Consider the following 17,703-nt stretch of genomic DNA (forward strand, 5'->3'; position numbering starts at 1 on the left):
TTACCCGTCAGTAACTTAAACTCCCGCCATGGACGAGAAGGCCCCCCCAGGTCGGCTGCCCGAGCGGGACCGTCCGTGGGTGATGCGAACCTATGCCGGGCACAGCTCGGCCGCCGCGACCAACGCGCTCTTCCGCCGCAACCTGGCGAAGGGGCAGACCGGGCTCTCGGTCGCCTTCGACCTGCCCACCCAGACCGGGTACGACCCCGATCACGAACTCGCCGCCGGGGAGGTCGGCCGGGTCGGGGTGCCGGTGGCGCACCTCGGCGACCTGCGGGCCCTCTTCCAGGGCATTCCCCTGGCCGAGATGAACACCTCGATGACCATCAACGCGCCGGCGATGTGGCTGCTCGGCCTCTACCGCACCGTCGCCGCCGAGCAGGGGGCACAGCTCGACCGCTGCGCCGGCACGACCCAGAACGACATCATCAAGGAGTACCTGTCCCGCGGAACCTACATCTTCCCGCCGGCAGCGTCCCTGCGGCTGACCGCCGACCTCATCGCGTACACGTTGGGGGAGATGCCCCGGTGGAACCCGGTCAACATCTGCTCGTACCACCTTCAGGAGGCCGGCGCCACCCCGGTCCAGGAGGTCGGCTTCGCGCTCGCCACCGCGGTCGCCGTCCTCGACGCCGTCCGGGACTCCGGCCAGGTGCCGGCCGAGCGGATGGGGGATGTGGTCCAGCGGATCAGTTTCTTCGTCAACGCCGGCGTGCGCTTTGTCGAGGAGATCGCCAAGATGCGCGCCTTCGGTGCGCTCTGGGACGAGATCACCCGCGACCGGTACGGCGTGGCGAACCCGAAGCAGCGTCGGTTTCGCTACGGCGTCCAGGTCAACTCCCTGGGGCTGACCGAGGCGCAGCCGGAGAACAACATTCAACGCATCGTGCTGGAGATGCTCGGCGTGACCCTCTCCCGGAATGCCCGGGCCCGGGCGGTACAACTCCCCGCCTGGAACGAGGCACTTGGTCTGCCCCGCCCATGGGACCAGCAGTGGTCGCTGCGGATGCAGCAGGTGCTCGCGTACGAGTCGGACCTGCTGGAGTACCCCGACCTGTTCGACGGTTCGCACCTGATGACGGCGCTGGTTGACGAGATCGTCTCCGGAGCCCGGGTCGAGTTGGAGAAGGTGCTGGAGATGGGGGGTGTGGTCGCCGCGGTCGAGACCGGCTACCTGAAGAGCGCCCTGGTCGCCTCGCTCGCCGACCGGCGTCGCCGGATGGAGGCCGGCACCGATGTGGTGGTCGGCGTCAACCGGTTCACCGAGACCGAACCCTCCCCGCTGACCGCGGCCGGCGCCGCCGCGATCGAACAGGTCGACCCGGCGGTGGAGGCGACCGCCACGACCGCCGTACGCCACTGGCGGGCCAGCCGGGACACGGTGGCTGTGGACGCCGCGCTCGCCCGGCTCCGCGCGGACGCCGCGTCCACCACGAACCTGATGTCGGCCACGCTCGACTGCGTACGTGCCGGGGTGACCACCGGTGAGTGGGCGGGCGCGCTGCGGGAGGTCTTCGGGGAGTACCGGGCCCCCACCGGCCTAGCCGGGGCGGTCGGTTCCGGCGCGGACGGCCCGCTGGCGGCGGTCCGGGCCCGGGTCGTCGCCACCGCCCGGCAACTGGGCGGTGGACGGCTGCGGCTGCTGGTCGGCAAGCCCGGTCTGGACGGGCACTCCAACGGTGCCGAGCAGATCGCGGTCCGGGCCCGGGACGCCGGCTTCGAGGTGGTCTATCAAGGCATTCGGCTGACCGCCGGGCAGATCGTGGCCGCCGCCGTGGAGGAGGATGTGGACCTGGTCGGCCTCTCGGTCCTCTCCGGCTCGCACCTGGCGGCGGTGCCGGCCGTCCTGGCGGGGCTGCGCGCCGCCGGGCGGGGGGATCTGCCCGTCGTGGTCGGCGGCATCATCCCGGAGGCGGACACGCAGACCCTTCGGGATGCCGGGGTCGCCCGGGTCTTCACGCCGAAGGATTTCGCGCTCACCGGGGTCGTCAACGAGTTGGTGACCGTGGTTCGCCACGCCAACGGCCTGCCGGAGCAGTAGCTCCGTTACCCTCGTCAGGTGCGGTTGGTGATTGCGAAGTGCTCTGTGGACTATGTTGGACGGCTCTCGGCCCACCTGCCGCCAGCCACGCGCCTGGTGATGGTGAAGGCGGACGGGTCGGTGTCGATCCACGCCGACGACCGGGCCTACAAGCCGCTGAACTGGATGAGTCCCCCGTGCCGGCTGGAGGAGTCGCCGGGCGTCTGGCGGGTGGTCAACAAGGCTGGTGAGGAGCTACGGATCACCCTGGAGGAGGTCTTCCAGGACACCGCCTACGAGCTGGGTGTCGACCCGGGCCTGCGAAAGGACGGCGTGGAGGCGCACCTTCAGGAGCTGCTGGCGGCCAGCCCGGAGACGCTGGGCGAGGGCTTCACACTGGTGCGCCGGGAATACATGACGGCGATCGGCCCGGTGGACCTGTTGTGCCGGGACGCGGCGCAGGGCGCCGTCGCGGTCGAGGTGAAGCGTCGCGGTGAGATCGACGGGGTGGAGCAGCTCACCCGCTACCTGGAACTGCTCAATCGGGACCCACTCCTGGCGCCGGTGCAGGGTGTCTTCGCCGCGCAGGAGATAAAGCCGCAGGCGCGGGTGCTCGCCACCGACCGGGGGATCCGCTGCGTGGTCGTGGACTACGACAAGCTGCGTGGCATCGAGCGGGACGAGCTGACGCTGTTCTGAGTTGCCCGCGGCCCACAGTCTGAGGGCAGGGGGCCGCGGCGCAGCTCGAAGGCAGGGCGGCCGCGGGCGGGTCAGCGGCCGTAGAACCGTCGGACGAGTTTGACCAGTCGGGCGATGTCCGCGTCGGTGCGGTCGAAGGTCGTCGCGGGCAGCAGTGACCGGGCCCGGCGCCGGGTGATGGCCTTGGGGCGGGCGAACTCCCGCAGCCCGTCCGCGCCATGGATTCGTCCGAAACCGGAGTCGCCCACACCACCGAAGGGCAGGGTGGACATCCCGGCGAAGGTCAGGGCCGAGTTCACCGAGGCCATCCCGGAGTGCAGCCGCCGTGCGACCGCCATGGCCCGACGCCGGCCGAAGACCGAGCCGCCCAGCCCGTAGCGCAACGCGTTGGTCCGGGCGACCGCCTCGTCAACGTCCCGGACCCGGTTGATGGTCAGGGTGGGGCCGAAGGTCTCCTCGCGGATGGCGGCTGAGTCCTCCGGCACGTCCACCAGCACGGTCGGCTGCACGTACGGCGGCCGCACCGCGTCTGCCCCGCCGAGCACCGCCCGGCCACCGCGGGCCAGCGCGTCGTCGATGTGCCGGCGGATCACCTCCAGCTGGCTCGGCATGGTGATCGGGCCGATATCGGTGCCGTCGGCGCCCACGGTGAGTCGTCCGGCCCGCTGGACCACCCGGTCAACGAAGCGGTCGAAGACCCCCTCGACGGCGTAGACCCGCTCGATGCCGATGCAGGTCTGGCCGGCGTTGGTGAGCCCGCCCCAGACGGCTGCCGCGGCCGCGGCGTCCAGGTCGGCGTCAGTGTCGACGATCATGGCGTCCTTACCGCCGGCCTCGATGAGCACGGGGGTCAGGGACTCGGCGCAGGCGGCCATCACCTTTCGACCAGTAGCCGTGGACCCGGTGAAGGCCACCTTGTCGACCCCGGATCGGCACAGCGCCGCGCCGACGTCGCCGAGGCCGTGCACCGCGGCGAACACCGGCTGCTCGGTGACGACCTCGGCGAAGCTGTCCACCAGCCACTGGCCGACGGCTGGGGTGTACTCGCTGGGCTTGAGGACCACGGCGTTTCCCGCGGCCAGGGCGTAGGCGATGGAGCCGATCGGGGTGAACACGGGGTAGTTCCACGGGCCGATCACGCCGACCACCCCGTACGGCTGGTATTCCAGGTGGGCGGCGAACTCCGCCAGCATCAGCCGGGACCGTACCCGGCGGGGGCCGAGCACCCGCTTGGCGTTGCGTGCGGCCCAGTCGACGTGCTCGACGGCGGTGACCACCTCGATGACGGCCTCGGCGACCGGCTTGCCGCCCTCGACATGCACCAGCTCGGCGAGCTCCTCGATCCGGGACGCCAGCCGGCTCCGCCAGCGCAGCAGCCGCTCCCGTCGGGCGGCGACGCCGAGCCCGGCCCACCACCCGCTGGCGGCACGGGCCCGGGCGACGGTTGCTTCGACATCGGCGGGGGACGCGACCGGCAGCCGCCCGGCCTCCGCGCCGGTCGCCGGGTTTGTCGACACGAGTCGACCATCCTCGATTACCGGCGTGCCCGGAACATGTACAGCCGTCATGGCAGAAGTTTAGACCCGGCTTGCTACTCACCGGTAGGGCAGGCTACGTCCGCCTACTGCCACCTCGGCGTCGTGACATAGCCCACGGCATCTCGACAACCCTGCGGCACATGGCAGACTCGCGCGCATACCTTAGCGGCCGTTAATTCCGGCTGCATGGAGCTGACCAGGGAGGCTTGGCGTGACGCGCGAGTTCGCCAGTGTGGGTGTGGTGGGTCTGGGCACCATGGGTGCCGGCATCGTCGAAGTCTTCGCCCGAAACGGCATCGACGTCGTCGCCGTCGAGGTGACCGAGGCAGCGCTGGAGCGCGGCCGGGCCACCCTGACCGGCTCGACCGACCGGGCGGTCGCCAAGGGCAAGCTCGCGGCGGCCGACCGGGACGCGCTCCTGGCCCGGGTCAGCTGGCAGGTCGGGCTGGCGGCCCTGCACGCGGTCGACCTGGTGATCGAGGCCATTCCCGAGCAGCTCGATCTGAAGCAGCGAATTTTCGCGGAGCTGGATCGGGTCTGCAAGCCCGAGGCGGTGCTGGCCACGAATACCTCGTCGCTGTCGGTGACCGAGATCTCGGTGGCGACGACCCGCCCCAACCAGGTCATCGGCATCCACTTCTTCAACCCGGCGCCGGTCATGAAGCTGGTGGAGATCGTCCGGACGGTGGTCACCTCGGCCGAGGTCGTCGCCGACGTGGAGCGGCTCTGCGCGCGGCTGGGCAAGGTCGATGTGACGATCAGCGACCGGGCGGGCTTCATCGCCAACGCCCTGCTCTTCGGTTACCTCAACCATGCGGTCAGCCTGGTCGAGGCGCGGTATGCCAGCCGGGAGGACATCGACGCGGCGATGAAGCTCGGCTGCGGTCTGCCGATGGGCCCGTTGGCGTTGATGGATCTGATCGGGCTGGACACCGCGTACGAGATTCTGGACACGATGTACCGGCGGGGCGGCCGGGACCGGCGACACGCCCCGGTGCCGTTGATCAAGCAGATGGTCACCGCCGGGCTGCTCGGTCGGAAGTCGGGGCGCGGCTTCTACACCTACGAGCGGCCGGGCTCGCCGGTGGTCGTACCAGACGACCAGACGCCGGTGAGTGAGGAGTCGACGCTCGAGGCCCGTGCGCGGGGCACCGCGAAGGTCGGTGTGGTCGGTTCCGGGACGATGGCGACCGGCATCATCGAGGTCTTCGCCAAGGCTGGCTACGAGGTGGTCTCGGTGACCCGCGGGGCGGAGAAGTCCGCCAAGCTCTTCGAGGCGGTCAAGACCTCGCTCAACAAGGGCGTGGTGCGGGGCAAGCTGGGCGAGGCCGACCGGGACGCCGCGCTGGGCCGGATCACCTGGTCCGCGACGTTGGAGCATCTCGCTGACGTCGACCTGGTGGTCGAGGCGGTCATCGAGGAGCTGAGTGTCAAGAAGGCGCTCTTCGCCAGCCTCGACGAGATCTGCAAGCCCGGTGTCGTCCTCGCCACCACCACCTCGTCGCTGCCGGTGATCGATGTCGCGATGGCCACCCAGCGTCCAGCGGACGTGGTCGGCCTGCACTTCTTCAACCCGGCACCGGTCATGTCGCTGGTGGAGATCGTGCAGACCATCCGTACGTCGGCGGAGACCACCGCGACCGCGAAGGCGGTCTGCGGGGAGTTGGGCAAGACTGGTGTGGTCTGCGGTGACCGCTCCGGGTTCATCGTCAACGCGCTGCTCTTCCCGTACCTCAACGACGCGGTGAAGATGCTGGAGGCGAGCTACTCGACCGCCGACGACATCGATCACGCGATGAAGCTCGGCTGCGGTTACCCAATGGGCCCGTTCGAGTTGCTCGACGTGGTCGGCCTCGACGTGTCCCTGGCTATTCAGCGGGAGCTGTACCTGGAACTGCGCGAGCCGGGGTTCTCCCCCGCGCCGCTGTTGGAGCACCTGGTCACCGCCGGCTATCTGGGCCGGAAGACAGGCCGGGGCTTCCGCGATCACACCCGTCGCTGACCGGTGGTGCGGGCCGGTCGCGTCGCCGGCCCGCCGACGCCGTGCGACCCCGTCCCGCCGTACGCTGGAGGTGTGAGCCCTCGTCGTAACCGATCCCGCCGGGATGAGAGCGTGCAGGTCGATTCCGCGCGGCTGCGGCAGGGGGTCGAGTCGGTGCAGCAGTGGCGGGACGGCGACTGGCAGGTTCGGTTGATCAGCGGCGGCGCGTCGGTGAAGACCTACCGTTGCCCCGGTTGTGACCAGGAGATCCGGCCCGGTGTGGCGCATGTCGTGGCGTGGCCCGGCCAGGGGTGGGGCGATCCGACCGACCGCCGGCACTGGCACAGCGGCTGTTGGCGGGCCCGGGACCGGCGGGCACCGATCGTGCAGCGGGGTCGCGGCGCGCCCCGCCACGGCTGAGGCGCGATCTGATCGCGGTCTTCCGACCCCGGCCGGGTTGCCGGCCCGGTGACGGGGGAGACTGGGCGGGTGAGCACACCCATCCGCGCCTCGTCGATCCTGCCCGGCCGCCGGGAGGAGATCGAGCTGCACACCGCCGACGGGCTGCGCCTCGTCGGCGAGCTGGCCCGACCGGTCGACCGCGCGCCGGTCGCCACGCTGGTCTGTCTGCATCCGCTGCCCACCCACGGCGGGATGATGGACAGCCATGTGTTCCGCAAGGCCGCCTGGCGCCTGCCGGCCCTGGCCGACCTGGCGGTGCTGCGGTTCAACACCCGGGGCACCACCAGCATGCGCGGTACCAGCGGGGGGACGTTCGACAACGCGGTCGGCGAGCGGTACGACGTCGCCGCCGCCATCGAGTACGCGGAGTTCCACGAGCTGCCGGAGATCTGGCTGCTGGGCTGGTCGTTCGGCACCGATCTGGCCCTGCGGTACGGCTGTGACCCAGCTGTGGCCGGTGCCCTCCTGCTCTCCCCGCCGCTGCGGTTCTCCGGCCCCGAGGACCTGGCGCACTGGGCCTCCGCCGGCAAGCCGTTCACGGCGCTGGTGCCGGAGTTCGACGACTACCTGCGGCCCGACGAGGCGCGGGAGCGTTTCGCGGCCGTGCCGCAGGCTGAGGTGGTCGGAGTGCCGGGGGCCAAACACCTGTGGGTCGGTGACGCCGAGACCGTCCTCGACGAGGTCGTCCGGCGGGTCAACCCCTCCGTCCCCGTGCCGCTGCCGACCACCTGGGACGGCCCGATGGAGACCGGTGATGTCAGCGCGTACGCCGATCGCACGGTGGCGGCCTTCGCCGACCGGCCGGTGCCGGGCCCAGCTGCAGACTAGCGGGAGTCCTGGCGCGGGATGACCACCTCGCGCAGGATCAACTGGAACGCCGCGACGGTGGGGATCGCGATGAGGGCGCCCACCACGCCGATCAGGGCGACACCGAGCAGCGCCGCTACCAGGGCGGCTACCTCGTTCACTCGCACCGATCGGCGCATTACCTTGGGGTAGATCAGGTAGTTCTCCACCTGCTGGTAGATGAGGAAGAACAGCACGCAGGCGATTCCCACCGGCAGGTCGGTGGCGAAGCCGACCAGGCTCACGATCACCGCCCCGAGCGTGGCACCGATCTGCGGGATCAGGTCGGTCACCGCCACCACGACGGCCAGGGCGAACGGGTACGGCAACCCGGCGAGCAACGCGAAGACGAAGGTGGTCGTACCGGCGAGGAGGGCGATGATGAGCGCCCCGACGATATACGCGCCGACCTTGGCGATGATCTCGTCACCGATGAGACGTACCCGATCCCGACGGGACCGGGGGACGAGCGCGTATCCGAGCGACCGCAGCCGGTTGAAGTACGCCAGGAAGTAGATGGTGAGTACGAGCACGGTCAGGGTCCGGAAGACGGTGCCGAAGATGAGCTGGGCACCGCCGAGTACTCCGTCGAGTGCCTGGCCGAGGGTGCCGGTGTCCGCCGCGTGCTGCGCCCGTTCCACCAGGTCGTACCGCTCGATCAGCTCGTTGATGGTCTCACTGCGCCGCAGCGTCTCCAGATAGCTGGGGAACTGCTCGATGAACTGGTTGGACTGGGTGATGATCGGTGGCACCAGGGCTACCGCGCCGCTGCAGAGCAGGAGGAGCAGGGTCAGCATGACGACCGTGACCGCCAGCCCGTGGGGCAGCCCGAGCCGGCGTAGCCGCGCCACCGCCGGATAGAGCCCGACGGCGAGGAAGAGCGCGATCACGACGGGGACGAGTAGGCCGGCGGCGTTGCTTACGCCGAGGAAGAGGGCGTAGGCCAGCAGCGCGCCGAGCCCACCGGTGAAGCCGACGAGGAAGCTGCTCCGGCGCAGGGGCCGCCCCGGCACGCCGAACCGCCCGGACCCCTGGTCGGCGCGGTGCTGCTGCGACTCCGGCTCGCCCGGCGCCACCGGAGCTCAGGCCGCCCGCCCAGCGCCGTGGCCGGCCCGCCACGCCTCGCTCCGCCACCGGCGGGCCTGGCCCGGAGTCGCCGTCCAGCCGGCCGCGCCCGGAGTCGCCGTCGAGCCGGCCGGCTCAGTCCTTGTCAACGACGACCTTGCTCGGCTTGGAGCTGCGCTCGTCGGTGGTCGGCTTCGCCGGCCGGGTGTTGTTCTCGCCGGTACTGGTGATCTTCGTGGGGGCGGCTGCCCGACCCCCTTCACCCGGTACAGCCGCGACGGTCGGCTCACCGTCCACCCCGGCGCTGGCCTCATCACCGTCCTTCGTGGTAACCGACTTCACGCTGCCCTTCGCGGACTCGTCAACCGCGGGTTCGATCCGCCCGCGGGCCGGCTGGCCGGCATCAGCCGGATCGACCTTGCCGACCTCGGCCCGGTCGCCAGCGGGCGGCGCCGGCGCGGCCGTCGGGGCCCGACCGTTGTCGGAATCGCTGCCCGCGGTCCCATCCGGAGCGGGCTTGGCCGCACCGGACAACTCCAGCCGAAGTGCTGCCACCTGTTGCTGCAGATCGTCGGACTCCTGACGGGATCGCCAGGTCTCCTGCCGCAGATCAGCGAGCTGCTGCTGCGCCTGCGCGATCTCCGCCATCACCTGGGCGAGTTGCTGCCGGCTGGTCGCGGCCTCCTGCTGCGTCGCCGCCAGGTGCTGTTGGGTGGTGGCCAGGGCCTGCTGGGTGGTGGCGGCGTACTCCTCGAACTGGCGTCGGGAGGTGGCGGCGTACTCGTCGGCGGTGCGGCGCTGCTCGGCCGCCGCCTCCTCGGCCTGGCTCAGCAGCGCCGATGCCTCCTGGTCCGCACGCTCCCGTAGGGCCTGGGCATCCTGCTCGGCGGTCCGCCGAATGCTCTCGGCGGCACCCTCGATCTCGTTTCGGCGGGCCGTGTACGTGGACTCCAACTCGGTCCTCCGCGAGGTGAACTCGGTTTCCAGCTCCTGCTGACGGGTCGTGAACCCGGTCTCCAGCTCCTGCTGTCGGGTAGCGAAGCCGGTTTCCAGCTCCTGCTGTCGGGTCGTGAACTCGGTTTCCAGCTCCTGCTGTCGGGTCTCCAGCTCCTGCTGTCGGGTAGCGAATCCGGTTTCCAGCTCCTGCTGTCGGGCTGCGAAGCCGCCTTCCAGCTCCTGCTGTCGGGTCTCCAGCTCCTGCTGTCGGGTAGCGAATCCGGTCTCCAGCTCCTGCTGCCGGCTTGTGTACTGCTGCTCCAACTCGGCGTGCCGGGACTCGTGTCGCTGCTCCAACTCGTCGCGGCGGGACTCGTGTCGCTGCTCCAACTCGTCGCGGCGGCTGGCGAACTCCTGGTCGTCGGCGGCTCGGCGCTGGTCCAGCTCGCGGTCAGCCGCCGCCCGGCGGTTGTTGACCTCTTTCTCCACCCCCGCCCGCCACGCTCCCAACTCCTGTTGGGTCTGGGCTCGGGTTTGCCGGGCGTACGCCTCGGTCTCGGTGCGTGTTTCCTGCGCGTACGCCTCGGCCTCGGCCCGCTGCCGCTTTGCCGCGTCGGCAGCCTGCTTGGCGAGTAGCTCCGCCTCCTGGCGGGCCTTGGTGTGGGCGGCCCGGCCGGCGGTGCTGGCGTCGTCGATGATCTGCTTGGCCTCCTGCTGGGCCTTGGCGTGGGTAGCCCGGCTCGCCTCGGTCGCCTGCTCCACGAGGCGTCCGGCCTCCTCCTGCGCCTTGGCCTGCACCTCCTTGGCGGCCTCCCGCAGCTCGGTCGCCTCCTGCTGGGCCTTGTCCTGCGCCGCGCGGGCCGCCTCGCGCAGTTTCGTCGCCTCCTGCTGGGCCCGCGTGTGCACCTCTTTCGCGGTGTCCCGCAGTTGGGTGGCTTCCTGCTGGGCCTTCGTCAGCGCCTCCTGCGCGGTCTTGCGTTGCCGGGCGGCCTCCTCGGTGGCGGCCTTGATCGCGGCGTCGGCCTGTTCGGTGGCGGTTTTGACTGTGGCGTCGGCCTGTTCGGTGGCGGTTTTGACTGTGGCGTCGGCCTGTTCGGTGGCGGCCTTGACCGCGGCGTCGGCCTGTTCGGTCGCGGTTTTGACTGTGGCGTCTGCCTGTTCGGTGGCGGTTTTGACTGTGGCGTCGGCCTGTTCGGTGGCGGCCTTGACCATGGCGCCTGCCTGTTCGGTGGCGGCCTTGACCGTGGCGTCTGCCTCCGCTTTCCGAGCTGCGGTGTGTCGCTCCTCCTCGACGCGGCGAGCGGCCAGGGCCAGCTCGAAGTCCTTGAGCGCTTGGGCCGCCTCCGCCCGCGCCTCGTCGATGATGTGCTCGGCGGCGGCTCGGCGGGAATCGATCTCCTTGTTCGCGGCGGCGAGGATCTCTTCGGCCTGTTCTTCGGCGAGGGTGAGGACTTGCTCGACGCGGGGTCCAAGGTGCCGGAAGGAGGCACGGTCCACCACGCCGACCTGCTTGCGGACCTGGGCGAGATCTCGCTGGAGCACCTCCACCTGGCCAGCCAGCTTATGGATTTGGGTGTAGGCCTGCTCTCGCTCGGCAGTCAGGGTGGCGATCTCGTGCTCGGCGCGAGCGACGTACCGGTTGACCTGCCCTTTCACGTACCCCCGCAGGCCGGACTCGAAGCTGGGCTCCGTGGTCACATCCCCGCCGAGAGCGAACAGTTCCTCGCCGTTCGACATGACCCCATCCTCACACGCAATCGGCCCTCTTGGGGCGATACGGACTCGTCGGATGCAGCGGTTCAACCGGTGCGATCCGGACTTAGAACAACGTACGGCGCGGGGCGACACCGGATGTCCAGCATCGCCCCGCGTGGTGGAACAGGCCTGGCTGAGCTGATCAGCTGGCTGATTCGGTGCTCTCGCTCTTCTTCGCCTCCGTGGTGTCCTCCGATTTCGCCTCCGTGGCAGCGGCCACGGCGGAGGCAGCAGCCGCGGCGGCGTCCGGTCCCGTACCCGGGACGATGCCGGCGAGCCCGGAGAGCATCTGGCCGAGTTGAGAGGTGACAGCGTCCTTCTGGCGGGTCAGATCCTCGACCTCGCGGCGGGCCGTCTGAGTAGCCAGGTCGGCCTCGGCGCGGGCCTCGGTGAGCAGTCGCTCCGCCTCGGCCTTCGCTTCGTTCAGGCTCTTCTCGGCGGTCGCCTTGGCCCCTTCGACCGTGTCGTGGGCGGTGCGTTCCGACTCGACCCGGCGCGCCTCGGCGCGCTGCTCGATCTCCTTGGCCCGCTCCTGGGCGGCCCGGGCCCGCTCCTCGGCCTCGTTGACCAGCTTCTGGGTCTGGGCGACCTGGGTGGCGTGCCGCTCCGACTCCTCGCGCTCGGCCTTTTCCCGCCGCTCGGCCAGCTGCAGCTCAAGGGCCTGGAGGTCCTTGTCACGCTTGTCCCGCGCGTCGGTGAGGAGCTTTGTCGCCTCGGCGCGCTTCTCCTCGGCCTCGCGGGCGGCCTTCGCCCGCTGCTGGGTGATCTCCCGCTCCGCGGTGGCGCGGAGGGTGGACACCTCCCGCTCGACGGTGGACTTCAGCTCGGCCACCTCATGCGCGGTGACGGTGCGCAGCTGCTTGGTCTCCCGATCGGCGTCGGAGCGCAGGGTGTCGGCCTCGCGGCGGGCCTGGACGCGAACCTCGGCCGCCTCTCGCTCCGCAGCGGTCCGGACGTTGCCCACCTCCCGCTCCGCGGTGGCCTTCATCGCCGCCACCTCGGCCCGGGCCTTGTCAGTGATCTCCCGGGCCTCGAGGCGGGCGGCGGAGAGAATGCCCTCGGACTCCCGCTTCGCCTCGTTGCGGTGGTCGTTGGCGTGCTCCTCGGCGAGCCGGAGGATCTGCTCAACGCGGGTGCCGATGCCGGAGAGGGTCGGCCGATTGTTCTCTTCGAGTTGCTTGCTGGCCTCGGAGAGCTTCTGGTCGAGGGCGGTCATCCGCTGCTCGGCCTGGCGGAGCCGGCGCTGCGCGTCGTTCATCCGCTGCTCGGCCTCGGCGCGGGCCTGCTCGGACTGGGTCAGCGCGGCACTCAGCCGACCAAGGAAGTCGTCAACCTGGCCTTTGTCGTAGCCGCGCAGGGTGACGGTGAAGTCCGGCTGGGTGTTCGCGCTATCGAAGAACGCAAGAGGGGAGGACTGCTGCTGGGGCATTGGGACATACTGGCAGACGACCAGGGGGCCTTCGCAAGAGCGCCCCGGCCTTTGCCATCCTCATTACAGGGTCAACCCGGTTGGGTCGCAGCGGCCGGACCAATCGGCGATCTTGGCTGCTCCCGGACGGGGTGACGGTCTGAAGTGGGCTCTGGAATGGGGCCGTGAGCAAGGACTCGCGGCCCCATTCCGTTCTGCACCGGTATCGGGGGAGCCGGCATCGTTCGAATGGGCGTCCAGGCCAGCGAAAGGAAAGGCAATCCAGCCGCCACATTGGTGGCGACCCTTGCCCGTCTGATCAGTGACCGCGGAACCGGTTGATCGCTGCCTCGTGCCGCCCGCGGAACTCGGGGTCGCGCACACCGAGGCCGTCCGTCGGAGCAAGGCAGCGGACGCCGACCTTGCCCTGGTGCGCGTTGCGGTGCACCTCATATGCGGCCTGGCCGGTCTGCTCCAGGCTGTAGGTCCTCGACACGGTCGGGTGGATCTTGCCAAGGGCGATCAGCCGGTTCGCCTCCCAGGCCTCCCGGTAGTTGGCGAAGTGGCTGCCGACGATCCGCTTCAGGTGCATCCAGAGGTAGCGGTTGTCGTACTGGTGTTGGTAGCCACTGGTCGAGGCGCAGGTGACCACGGTGCCGCCGCGTTTGGTGACGAAGACGCTGGCTCCGAAGGTCTCCCGCCCCGGGTGCTCGAAGACGATGTCGGGGTCCTCGCCGCCGGTCAGCTCGCGAATTCGTTCACCGAAGCGGCGCCACTCGTCCGGGTCCTGGGTCTGCTCGTCCTTCCAGAACCGAAAGTCCTCGGCCGCCCGGTCGATCACCAGCTCCGCGCCCATCCGCCGGCACAGCTCCGCCTTTTCCGGCGAGGAGACCACGCAGACCGGAATCGCCCCGCCGGTGAGCGCCATCTGGGTGGCGTAGCTGCCCAGGCCGCCCGAAGCCCCCCAGATCAGTACGACGTCCCCCTGCTTCATGTTGGCGCCGTGATGGGAGACGAGCTGCCGGTACGCGGTGGAGTTGACCAGCCCCGGGCTCGCCGCCTCCTCCCAACTGAGGTGGCGGGGCTTCGGCATGAGCTGGTTGGCCTTGACGATCGCCAGCTCGGCCAGACCGCCGAAATTGGTCTCGAAGCCCCAGATTCGCTGCTGTGGGTCGAGCATGGTGTCGTCGTGTCCGGCGGCCTCTTCCAGCTCCACCGAGAGGCAGTGGGCGACGACCTCGTCGCCGGCCTGCCACCGGGTCACGCCGGGACCGGTACGCAGCACGACGCCCGCCGCGTCCGAACCGACCACATGGTACGGCAGGTCGTGTCGCCTGGTCAGCTCGGAGAGTCGGCCGTAGCGCTGAAGGAACTTGAAGGTCGGTAGCGGTTCGAAGATGCTCGTCCAGACCGTGTTGTAGTTGATGGCGCTGGCCATCACCGCGACCAGTGCCTCGCCGGGACCGGGTTGCGGGGTCGGCACGTTCTGGACATGCAGCGCCTTGCGTGGATCCTTGTCCCGCGTGGTCATCCCATCGAAGATATGGGTCTCCTCGGCGCGTACGACGACGCCTCGGTAGGACTGCGGAATCGGGAGCCGAGCAACACCGGCGAGTGCACGTTCGGGCTGCGCCGAACCCTCCGCAGCCATGATTGTTTCGAGGATGTCCTGCACTTCGACCTCCCGTTCGTCTGCCCAGCGCGTCGCCGGTAGGGGCATGCCATAGTCGGCGCCCGGCGGTCAGCCACCGGCTCGGCATTGACGCACCCGGCATCGACCGCGCTGCTGTGGAGGCGGACGTTACTGAACGGTAGCTTTGCTCGGAAGAGCTGTGTGAAAAAGTGCATCGATTGGTGGGTGGGCCGGCTCGGCAGGGAGCAGGGCGGGCCCACCCGTCTCGGTGGGCGGTGGCGGGCCCCCGTCTCAGTGGACTGTGGCGGGCTCGACCAACTCGACCAGGACGCCACCGGCATCCTTCGGATGAACGAAATTGATTCGGGAGTTCGCGGTGCCCCGCTTCGGCTGCTCGTACAGCAGGCGGAGGCCCCGCTCGCGCAGCTTCGCGCAGGCTACGTCGATGTCGGCGACCGTGTACGCGACCTGTTGCACACCCGGGCCCTGTCGGTCGAGGAACCGCGCGATCGTGGATGTCGGCGAGAGCGGGGCGAGCAGCTGCACGCAGCCGCCGGCGGCGGTCGGGCCGACCGCCAGCATCGCCTCGCGGACGCCCTGCTCCTCGTTGGTCTCGATGTGTACGCACCGCATACCGAAGGCGCGCTGGTAGAAGGTGATCGCCTCGTCCAGGTCGGGCACGGCGATACCGATGTGGTCGATGCGACGTAGTCCGATGTCTGTGTCGTGGTCCGCAGCGGACTCGACGGGGGGATGCTCGGCCATGGCCTCAGTCTGGCCGAACGGGTGTGCGGGGAGCGCGGCCGGTTGACTATCTCACGCCACGGAGCGGTGCTGACCCGGGTCACCGGATGGCGCTGACCCGGGTCGTCGAAATGGTGCTGCGCTACCCTGTCCGGACGGTCACGCGGGCGCTCCCGTGCCCCTGCGCGGCGGGGCGAGGTCTGCACCGGGTCGGTCCTGCCGCGCATCGCCGATGTGCGCGGGGTCACCGTCGCCGATCTGCGCTCAGAAGCTAAGGTGCGTCCTAACAATCGTTAAGGCGTACAGGTCGGGACCCTCGGAGGCAGGTATGGCTTCGGTGATCGTCAGCGGCGCTCGAACCCCGATGGGGCGACTGCTGGGAAATCTCAAGGATCTTTCCGCGACCCGGCTTGGTGGCGTGGCGATCAAGGCAGCGCTGGAGCGTGCCGAGGTTGCCCCGGACCAGGTCCAGTACGTGATCATGGGGCAGGTGCTTCAGGCGGGCGCCGGTCAGATTCCGGCCCGGCAGGCAGCCGCCGAGGCGGGCATCCCGCTCTCTGTTCCGGCGCTGACCATCAACAAGGTCTGCCTCTCCGGGCTGGACGCGATCGCCCTGGCCGATCAGTTGATCAGAGCTGGGGAGTTCGACATCGTCGTGGCCGGCGGCATGGAGTCGATGACCAACGCTCCGCATCTGCTGTTGGGGCAGCGGGGCGGCTACAAGTACGGCGACGTGGTGATCAAGGACCACATGGCCCTCGACGGGCTGACCGACGCCTGGGACTGCTGCTCGATGGGGGAGTCGACCGAGCGGCACGGCAGCACCAGAGGGATCAGCCGTGCGGAGCAGGACGCCTTCGCCGCGGTAAGTCACCAGCGTGCCGCCGCAGCCCAGAAGAATGGGCACTTCACCGAAGAGATCACTCCGGTCGTGCTCCCGCAGCGTAGGGGTGAGCCGCTGGTGATCAGCGAGGACGAGGGCATTCGTCCGGACGCCACCGCGGAGTCGTTGGCGAAGCTACGTCCGGCCTTCGCCCCGGAGGGAAGCATCACCGCCGGTAGCTCGTCGCCGATCTCCGACGGCGCTGCCGCCGTGGTGGTAATGAGTAAAGCCAAGGCCAAGGAGCTCGGGTTGACCTGGCTGGCCGAGATCGGCGCGCACGGCAACGTCGCCGGCCCGGACAATTCGCTGCACTCGCAGCCGTCCAACGCGATCGGCCACGCGCTCCGGAAGGCGGGCCTCACCATCAACGACCTGGACCTGATCGAGGTCAACGAGGCGTTTGCGCAGGTGGGCATCCAGTCAACTCGTGACCTCGGGATCAGCCCGGACAAGGTCAACGTCAACGGCGGTGCGATCGCCCTCGGGCACCCGATCGGGATGTCCGGTGCCCGGCTGGTCCTGACTCTGGCGCTGGAGCTCAAGCGGCGCGGCGGCGGCACCGGCGCGGCGGCGCTCTGCGGCGGTGGTGGCCAGGGCGACGCGCTGATCATCCACGTCCCAGCGGGGGCCGAGAGCCAGGGGTGAGCCAGACCGGCGAGCCCTCCTGGTTGGGAACGAAAGGCACCATGACTGACGCCGTCAACAAGGTCCCGGCCGGGCCGCCGGTGCGCCGCAGCCGGGACATTCCCATGCTCGTTGAGCGGGCCCGCGCGGGTGATCCCCGTGCGGTCGCCCGGCTCATCACGTTGGTCGAATCCGGGGATGAGACGCTGCCGCGGATCGCGGCGGCGCTCGCCCCGTACGCGGGTCAGGCCCAGGTGGTCGGCCTGACGGGTTCGCCCGGAGTGGGTAAGTCGACCACCACCAACGAGTTGGTGCGGGCGCTGCGTTCCCGGGGACACCGGGTCGGCGTGCTGGCCATCGACCCGTCCAGCCCGTTCACTGGTGGGGCGATCCTCGGCGACCGGGTCCGGATGCAGGACCACGCCACCGATCCCGGCGTCTACATCCGTTCCATGTCCAGCCGGGGGCACCTCGGTGGGCTTTCGGCGGCAACGCCGCAGGCGGTGCGGGTGCTGGAGGGTGCCGGCTGTGACGTGGTCCTGGTGGAGACGGTTGGCGTGGGTCAAGCGGAGGTCGAGGTCGCCTCGCTCGCGGACACCACGCTCGTGCTGCTCGCACCCGGAATGGGGGACGCGATCCAGGCGGTCAAGGCCGGCATCCTGGAGATCGCCGACGTGTTCGTGGTCAACAAGGCCGACCGGGACGGCGCCGACGCCACGGTCCGGGACATCCAGGGCATGATCGCACTGGGGGAACGAGGGCCGGGGCAGTGGCGGCCAGCGGTGGTACGCGCTGTCGCCGTACGGGGTGAGGGGATCGACGACGTCGCCGCGGCGATCGACAAGCATCGGGGTTGGCTGGTCGAGCGGGGCGAACTCCGCCGTCGTCAGGAGGCACGGGCCGCCGCTGAGGTGGAGGCGATCGCGCTGGGCGCACTGCGGGCCCGCATCGGTTCGCTGCGGGACGGCACCGAGCTGCCGACGCTCGCTGCCCGGGTGGCCGCGGGTTCGCTCGACCCGTACGGGGCGGCTGACCAGCTCCTCACCCAGATCGCCGGCGACAACACCGGTAACCCTACCGGCCGGTACAAACGTCCTTAGCGATCGTTC

The 17,703-nt window shown here is 70.0% G+C and carries 13 protein-coding genes; 7 read left to right on the top strand and 6 right to left on the bottom strand.

Going from position 1 to position 17,703, the window contains the following annotated elements; translation table 11 throughout:
• Positions 1 to 28: 28 nt before the first annotated feature.
• Entirely contained in the window at positions 29 to 2,041 is a 2,013-nt protein-coding gene (locus SALPAC3_RS0119505; RefSeq protein WP_018222863.1) for a protein meaA, read from the top strand.
• Positions 2,042 to 2,059: 18 nt separating this feature from the next.
• Entirely contained in the window at positions 2,060 to 2,719 is a 660-nt protein-coding gene (gene nucS, locus SALPAC3_RS0119510) for an endonuclease NucS (protein ID WP_018222864.1), read from the top strand.
• 71 nt (positions 2,720 to 2,790) lie between these two features.
• Here the strand turns inward: nucS and SALPAC3_RS0119515 are convergent, their stop codons facing one another.
• Positions 2,791 to 4,287, bottom strand: a complete 1,497-nt coding sequence (locus SALPAC3_RS0119515; protein ID WP_026185732.1) for an aldehyde dehydrogenase family protein — start codon at positions 4,285 to 4,287, stop codon at positions 2,791 to 2,793.
• A gap of 181 nt (positions 4,288 to 4,468) precedes the next feature.
• On the opposite strand from SALPAC3_RS0119515, the gene SALPAC3_RS0119520 reads away from it, so the two are divergent.
• The 3 genes from SALPAC3_RS0119520 (at position 4,469) to SALPAC3_RS0119530 (ending at position 7,528) form a co-directional block, all read left to right on the top strand.
• Positions 4,469 to 6,259 carry a 3-hydroxyacyl-CoA dehydrogenase family protein gene (locus SALPAC3_RS0119520; RefSeq protein ID WP_018222866.1) on the top strand — a complete coding sequence of 597 codons (1,791 nt, stop codon included), beginning with the start codon at positions 4,469 to 4,471 and terminating at the stop codon, positions 6,257 to 6,259.
• Between the two features lie 111 nt (positions 6,260 to 6,370).
• Complete coding sequence (locus tag SALPAC3_RS0119525) at positions 6,371 to 6,658, top strand: hypothetical protein (protein ID WP_018222867.1); 288 nt, start codon at positions 6,371 to 6,373, stop codon at positions 6,656 to 6,658.
• Between the two features lie 69 nt (positions 6,659 to 6,727).
• Positions 6,728 to 7,528: an alpha/beta hydrolase gene (locus SALPAC3_RS0119530; protein ID WP_018222868.1), complete on the top strand. Its 801-nt coding sequence runs from the start codon at positions 6,728 to 6,730 to the stop codon at positions 7,526 to 7,528.
• On the opposite strand, the gene SALPAC3_RS0119535 is transcribed toward SALPAC3_RS0119530, so the two are convergent.
• The 5 genes from SALPAC3_RS0119535 to mce form a co-directional block, all read right to left on the bottom strand.
• Positions 7,525 to 8,622 carry an AI-2E family transporter gene (locus tag SALPAC3_RS0119535; protein WP_018222869.1) on the bottom strand — a complete coding sequence of 366 codons (1,098 nt, stop codon included), beginning with the start codon at positions 8,620 to 8,622 and terminating at the stop codon, positions 7,525 to 7,527. The two genes, SALPAC3_RS0119530 and SALPAC3_RS0119535, sit on opposite strands and share 4 nt — an antisense overlap.
• Before the next feature lie 124 nt (positions 8,623 to 8,746).
• Positions 8,747 to 11,284, bottom strand: a complete 2,538-nt coding sequence (locus tag SALPAC3_RS0119540) for a hypothetical protein (RefSeq protein WP_018222870.1) — start codon at positions 11,282 to 11,284, stop codon at positions 8,747 to 8,749.
• A gap of 160 nt (positions 11,285 to 11,444) precedes the next feature.
• Positions 11,445 to 12,731 (bottom strand): DivIVA domain-containing protein, encoded by a 1,287-nt coding sequence (locus SALPAC3_RS0119545; protein WP_018222871.1) that lies wholly within the window; start codon positions 12,729 to 12,731, stop codon positions 11,445 to 11,447.
• 298 nt (positions 12,732 to 13,029) lie between these two features.
• Positions 13,030 to 14,385: a crotonyl-CoA carboxylase/reductase gene (gene ccrA / locus SALPAC3_RS0119550; RefSeq protein WP_026185733.1), complete on the bottom strand. Its 1,356-nt coding sequence runs from the start codon at positions 14,383 to 14,385 to the stop codon at positions 13,030 to 13,032.
• A gap of 249 nt (positions 14,386 to 14,634) precedes the next feature.
• Positions 14,635 to 15,108: a methylmalonyl-CoA epimerase gene (mce, locus tag SALPAC3_RS0119555; RefSeq protein WP_018222873.1), complete on the bottom strand. Its 474-nt coding sequence runs from the start codon at positions 15,106 to 15,108 to the stop codon at positions 14,635 to 14,637.
• A 307-nt stretch (positions 15,109 to 15,415) separates the two neighbouring features.
• On the opposite strand from mce, the gene SALPAC3_RS0119560 reads away from it, so the two are divergent.
• Together SALPAC3_RS0119560 and meaB are read left to right on the top strand one after the other, a co-directional pair.
• Positions 15,416 to 16,615: an acetyl-CoA C-acetyltransferase gene (locus SALPAC3_RS0119560; RefSeq protein ID WP_018222874.1), complete on the top strand. Its 1,200-nt coding sequence runs from the start codon at positions 15,416 to 15,418 to the stop codon at positions 16,613 to 16,615.
• Positions 16,616 to 16,656: 41 nt separating this feature from the next.
• A complete protein-coding gene (gene meaB / locus SALPAC3_RS0119565) occupies positions 16,657 to 17,694 on the top strand; it encodes a methylmalonyl Co-A mutase-associated GTPase MeaB (RefSeq protein ID WP_018222875.1) in 1,038 nt (345 codons plus the stop codon).
• Positions 17,695 to 17,703: the final 9 nt, after the last annotated feature.

It is taken from the genome of Salinispora pacifica DSM 45544, from assembly GCF_000378845.1.
In the GTDB taxonomy this organism is placed as follows: Bacteria; Actinomycetota; Actinomycetes; order Mycobacteriales; family Micromonosporaceae; genus Micromonospora; species Micromonospora pacifica.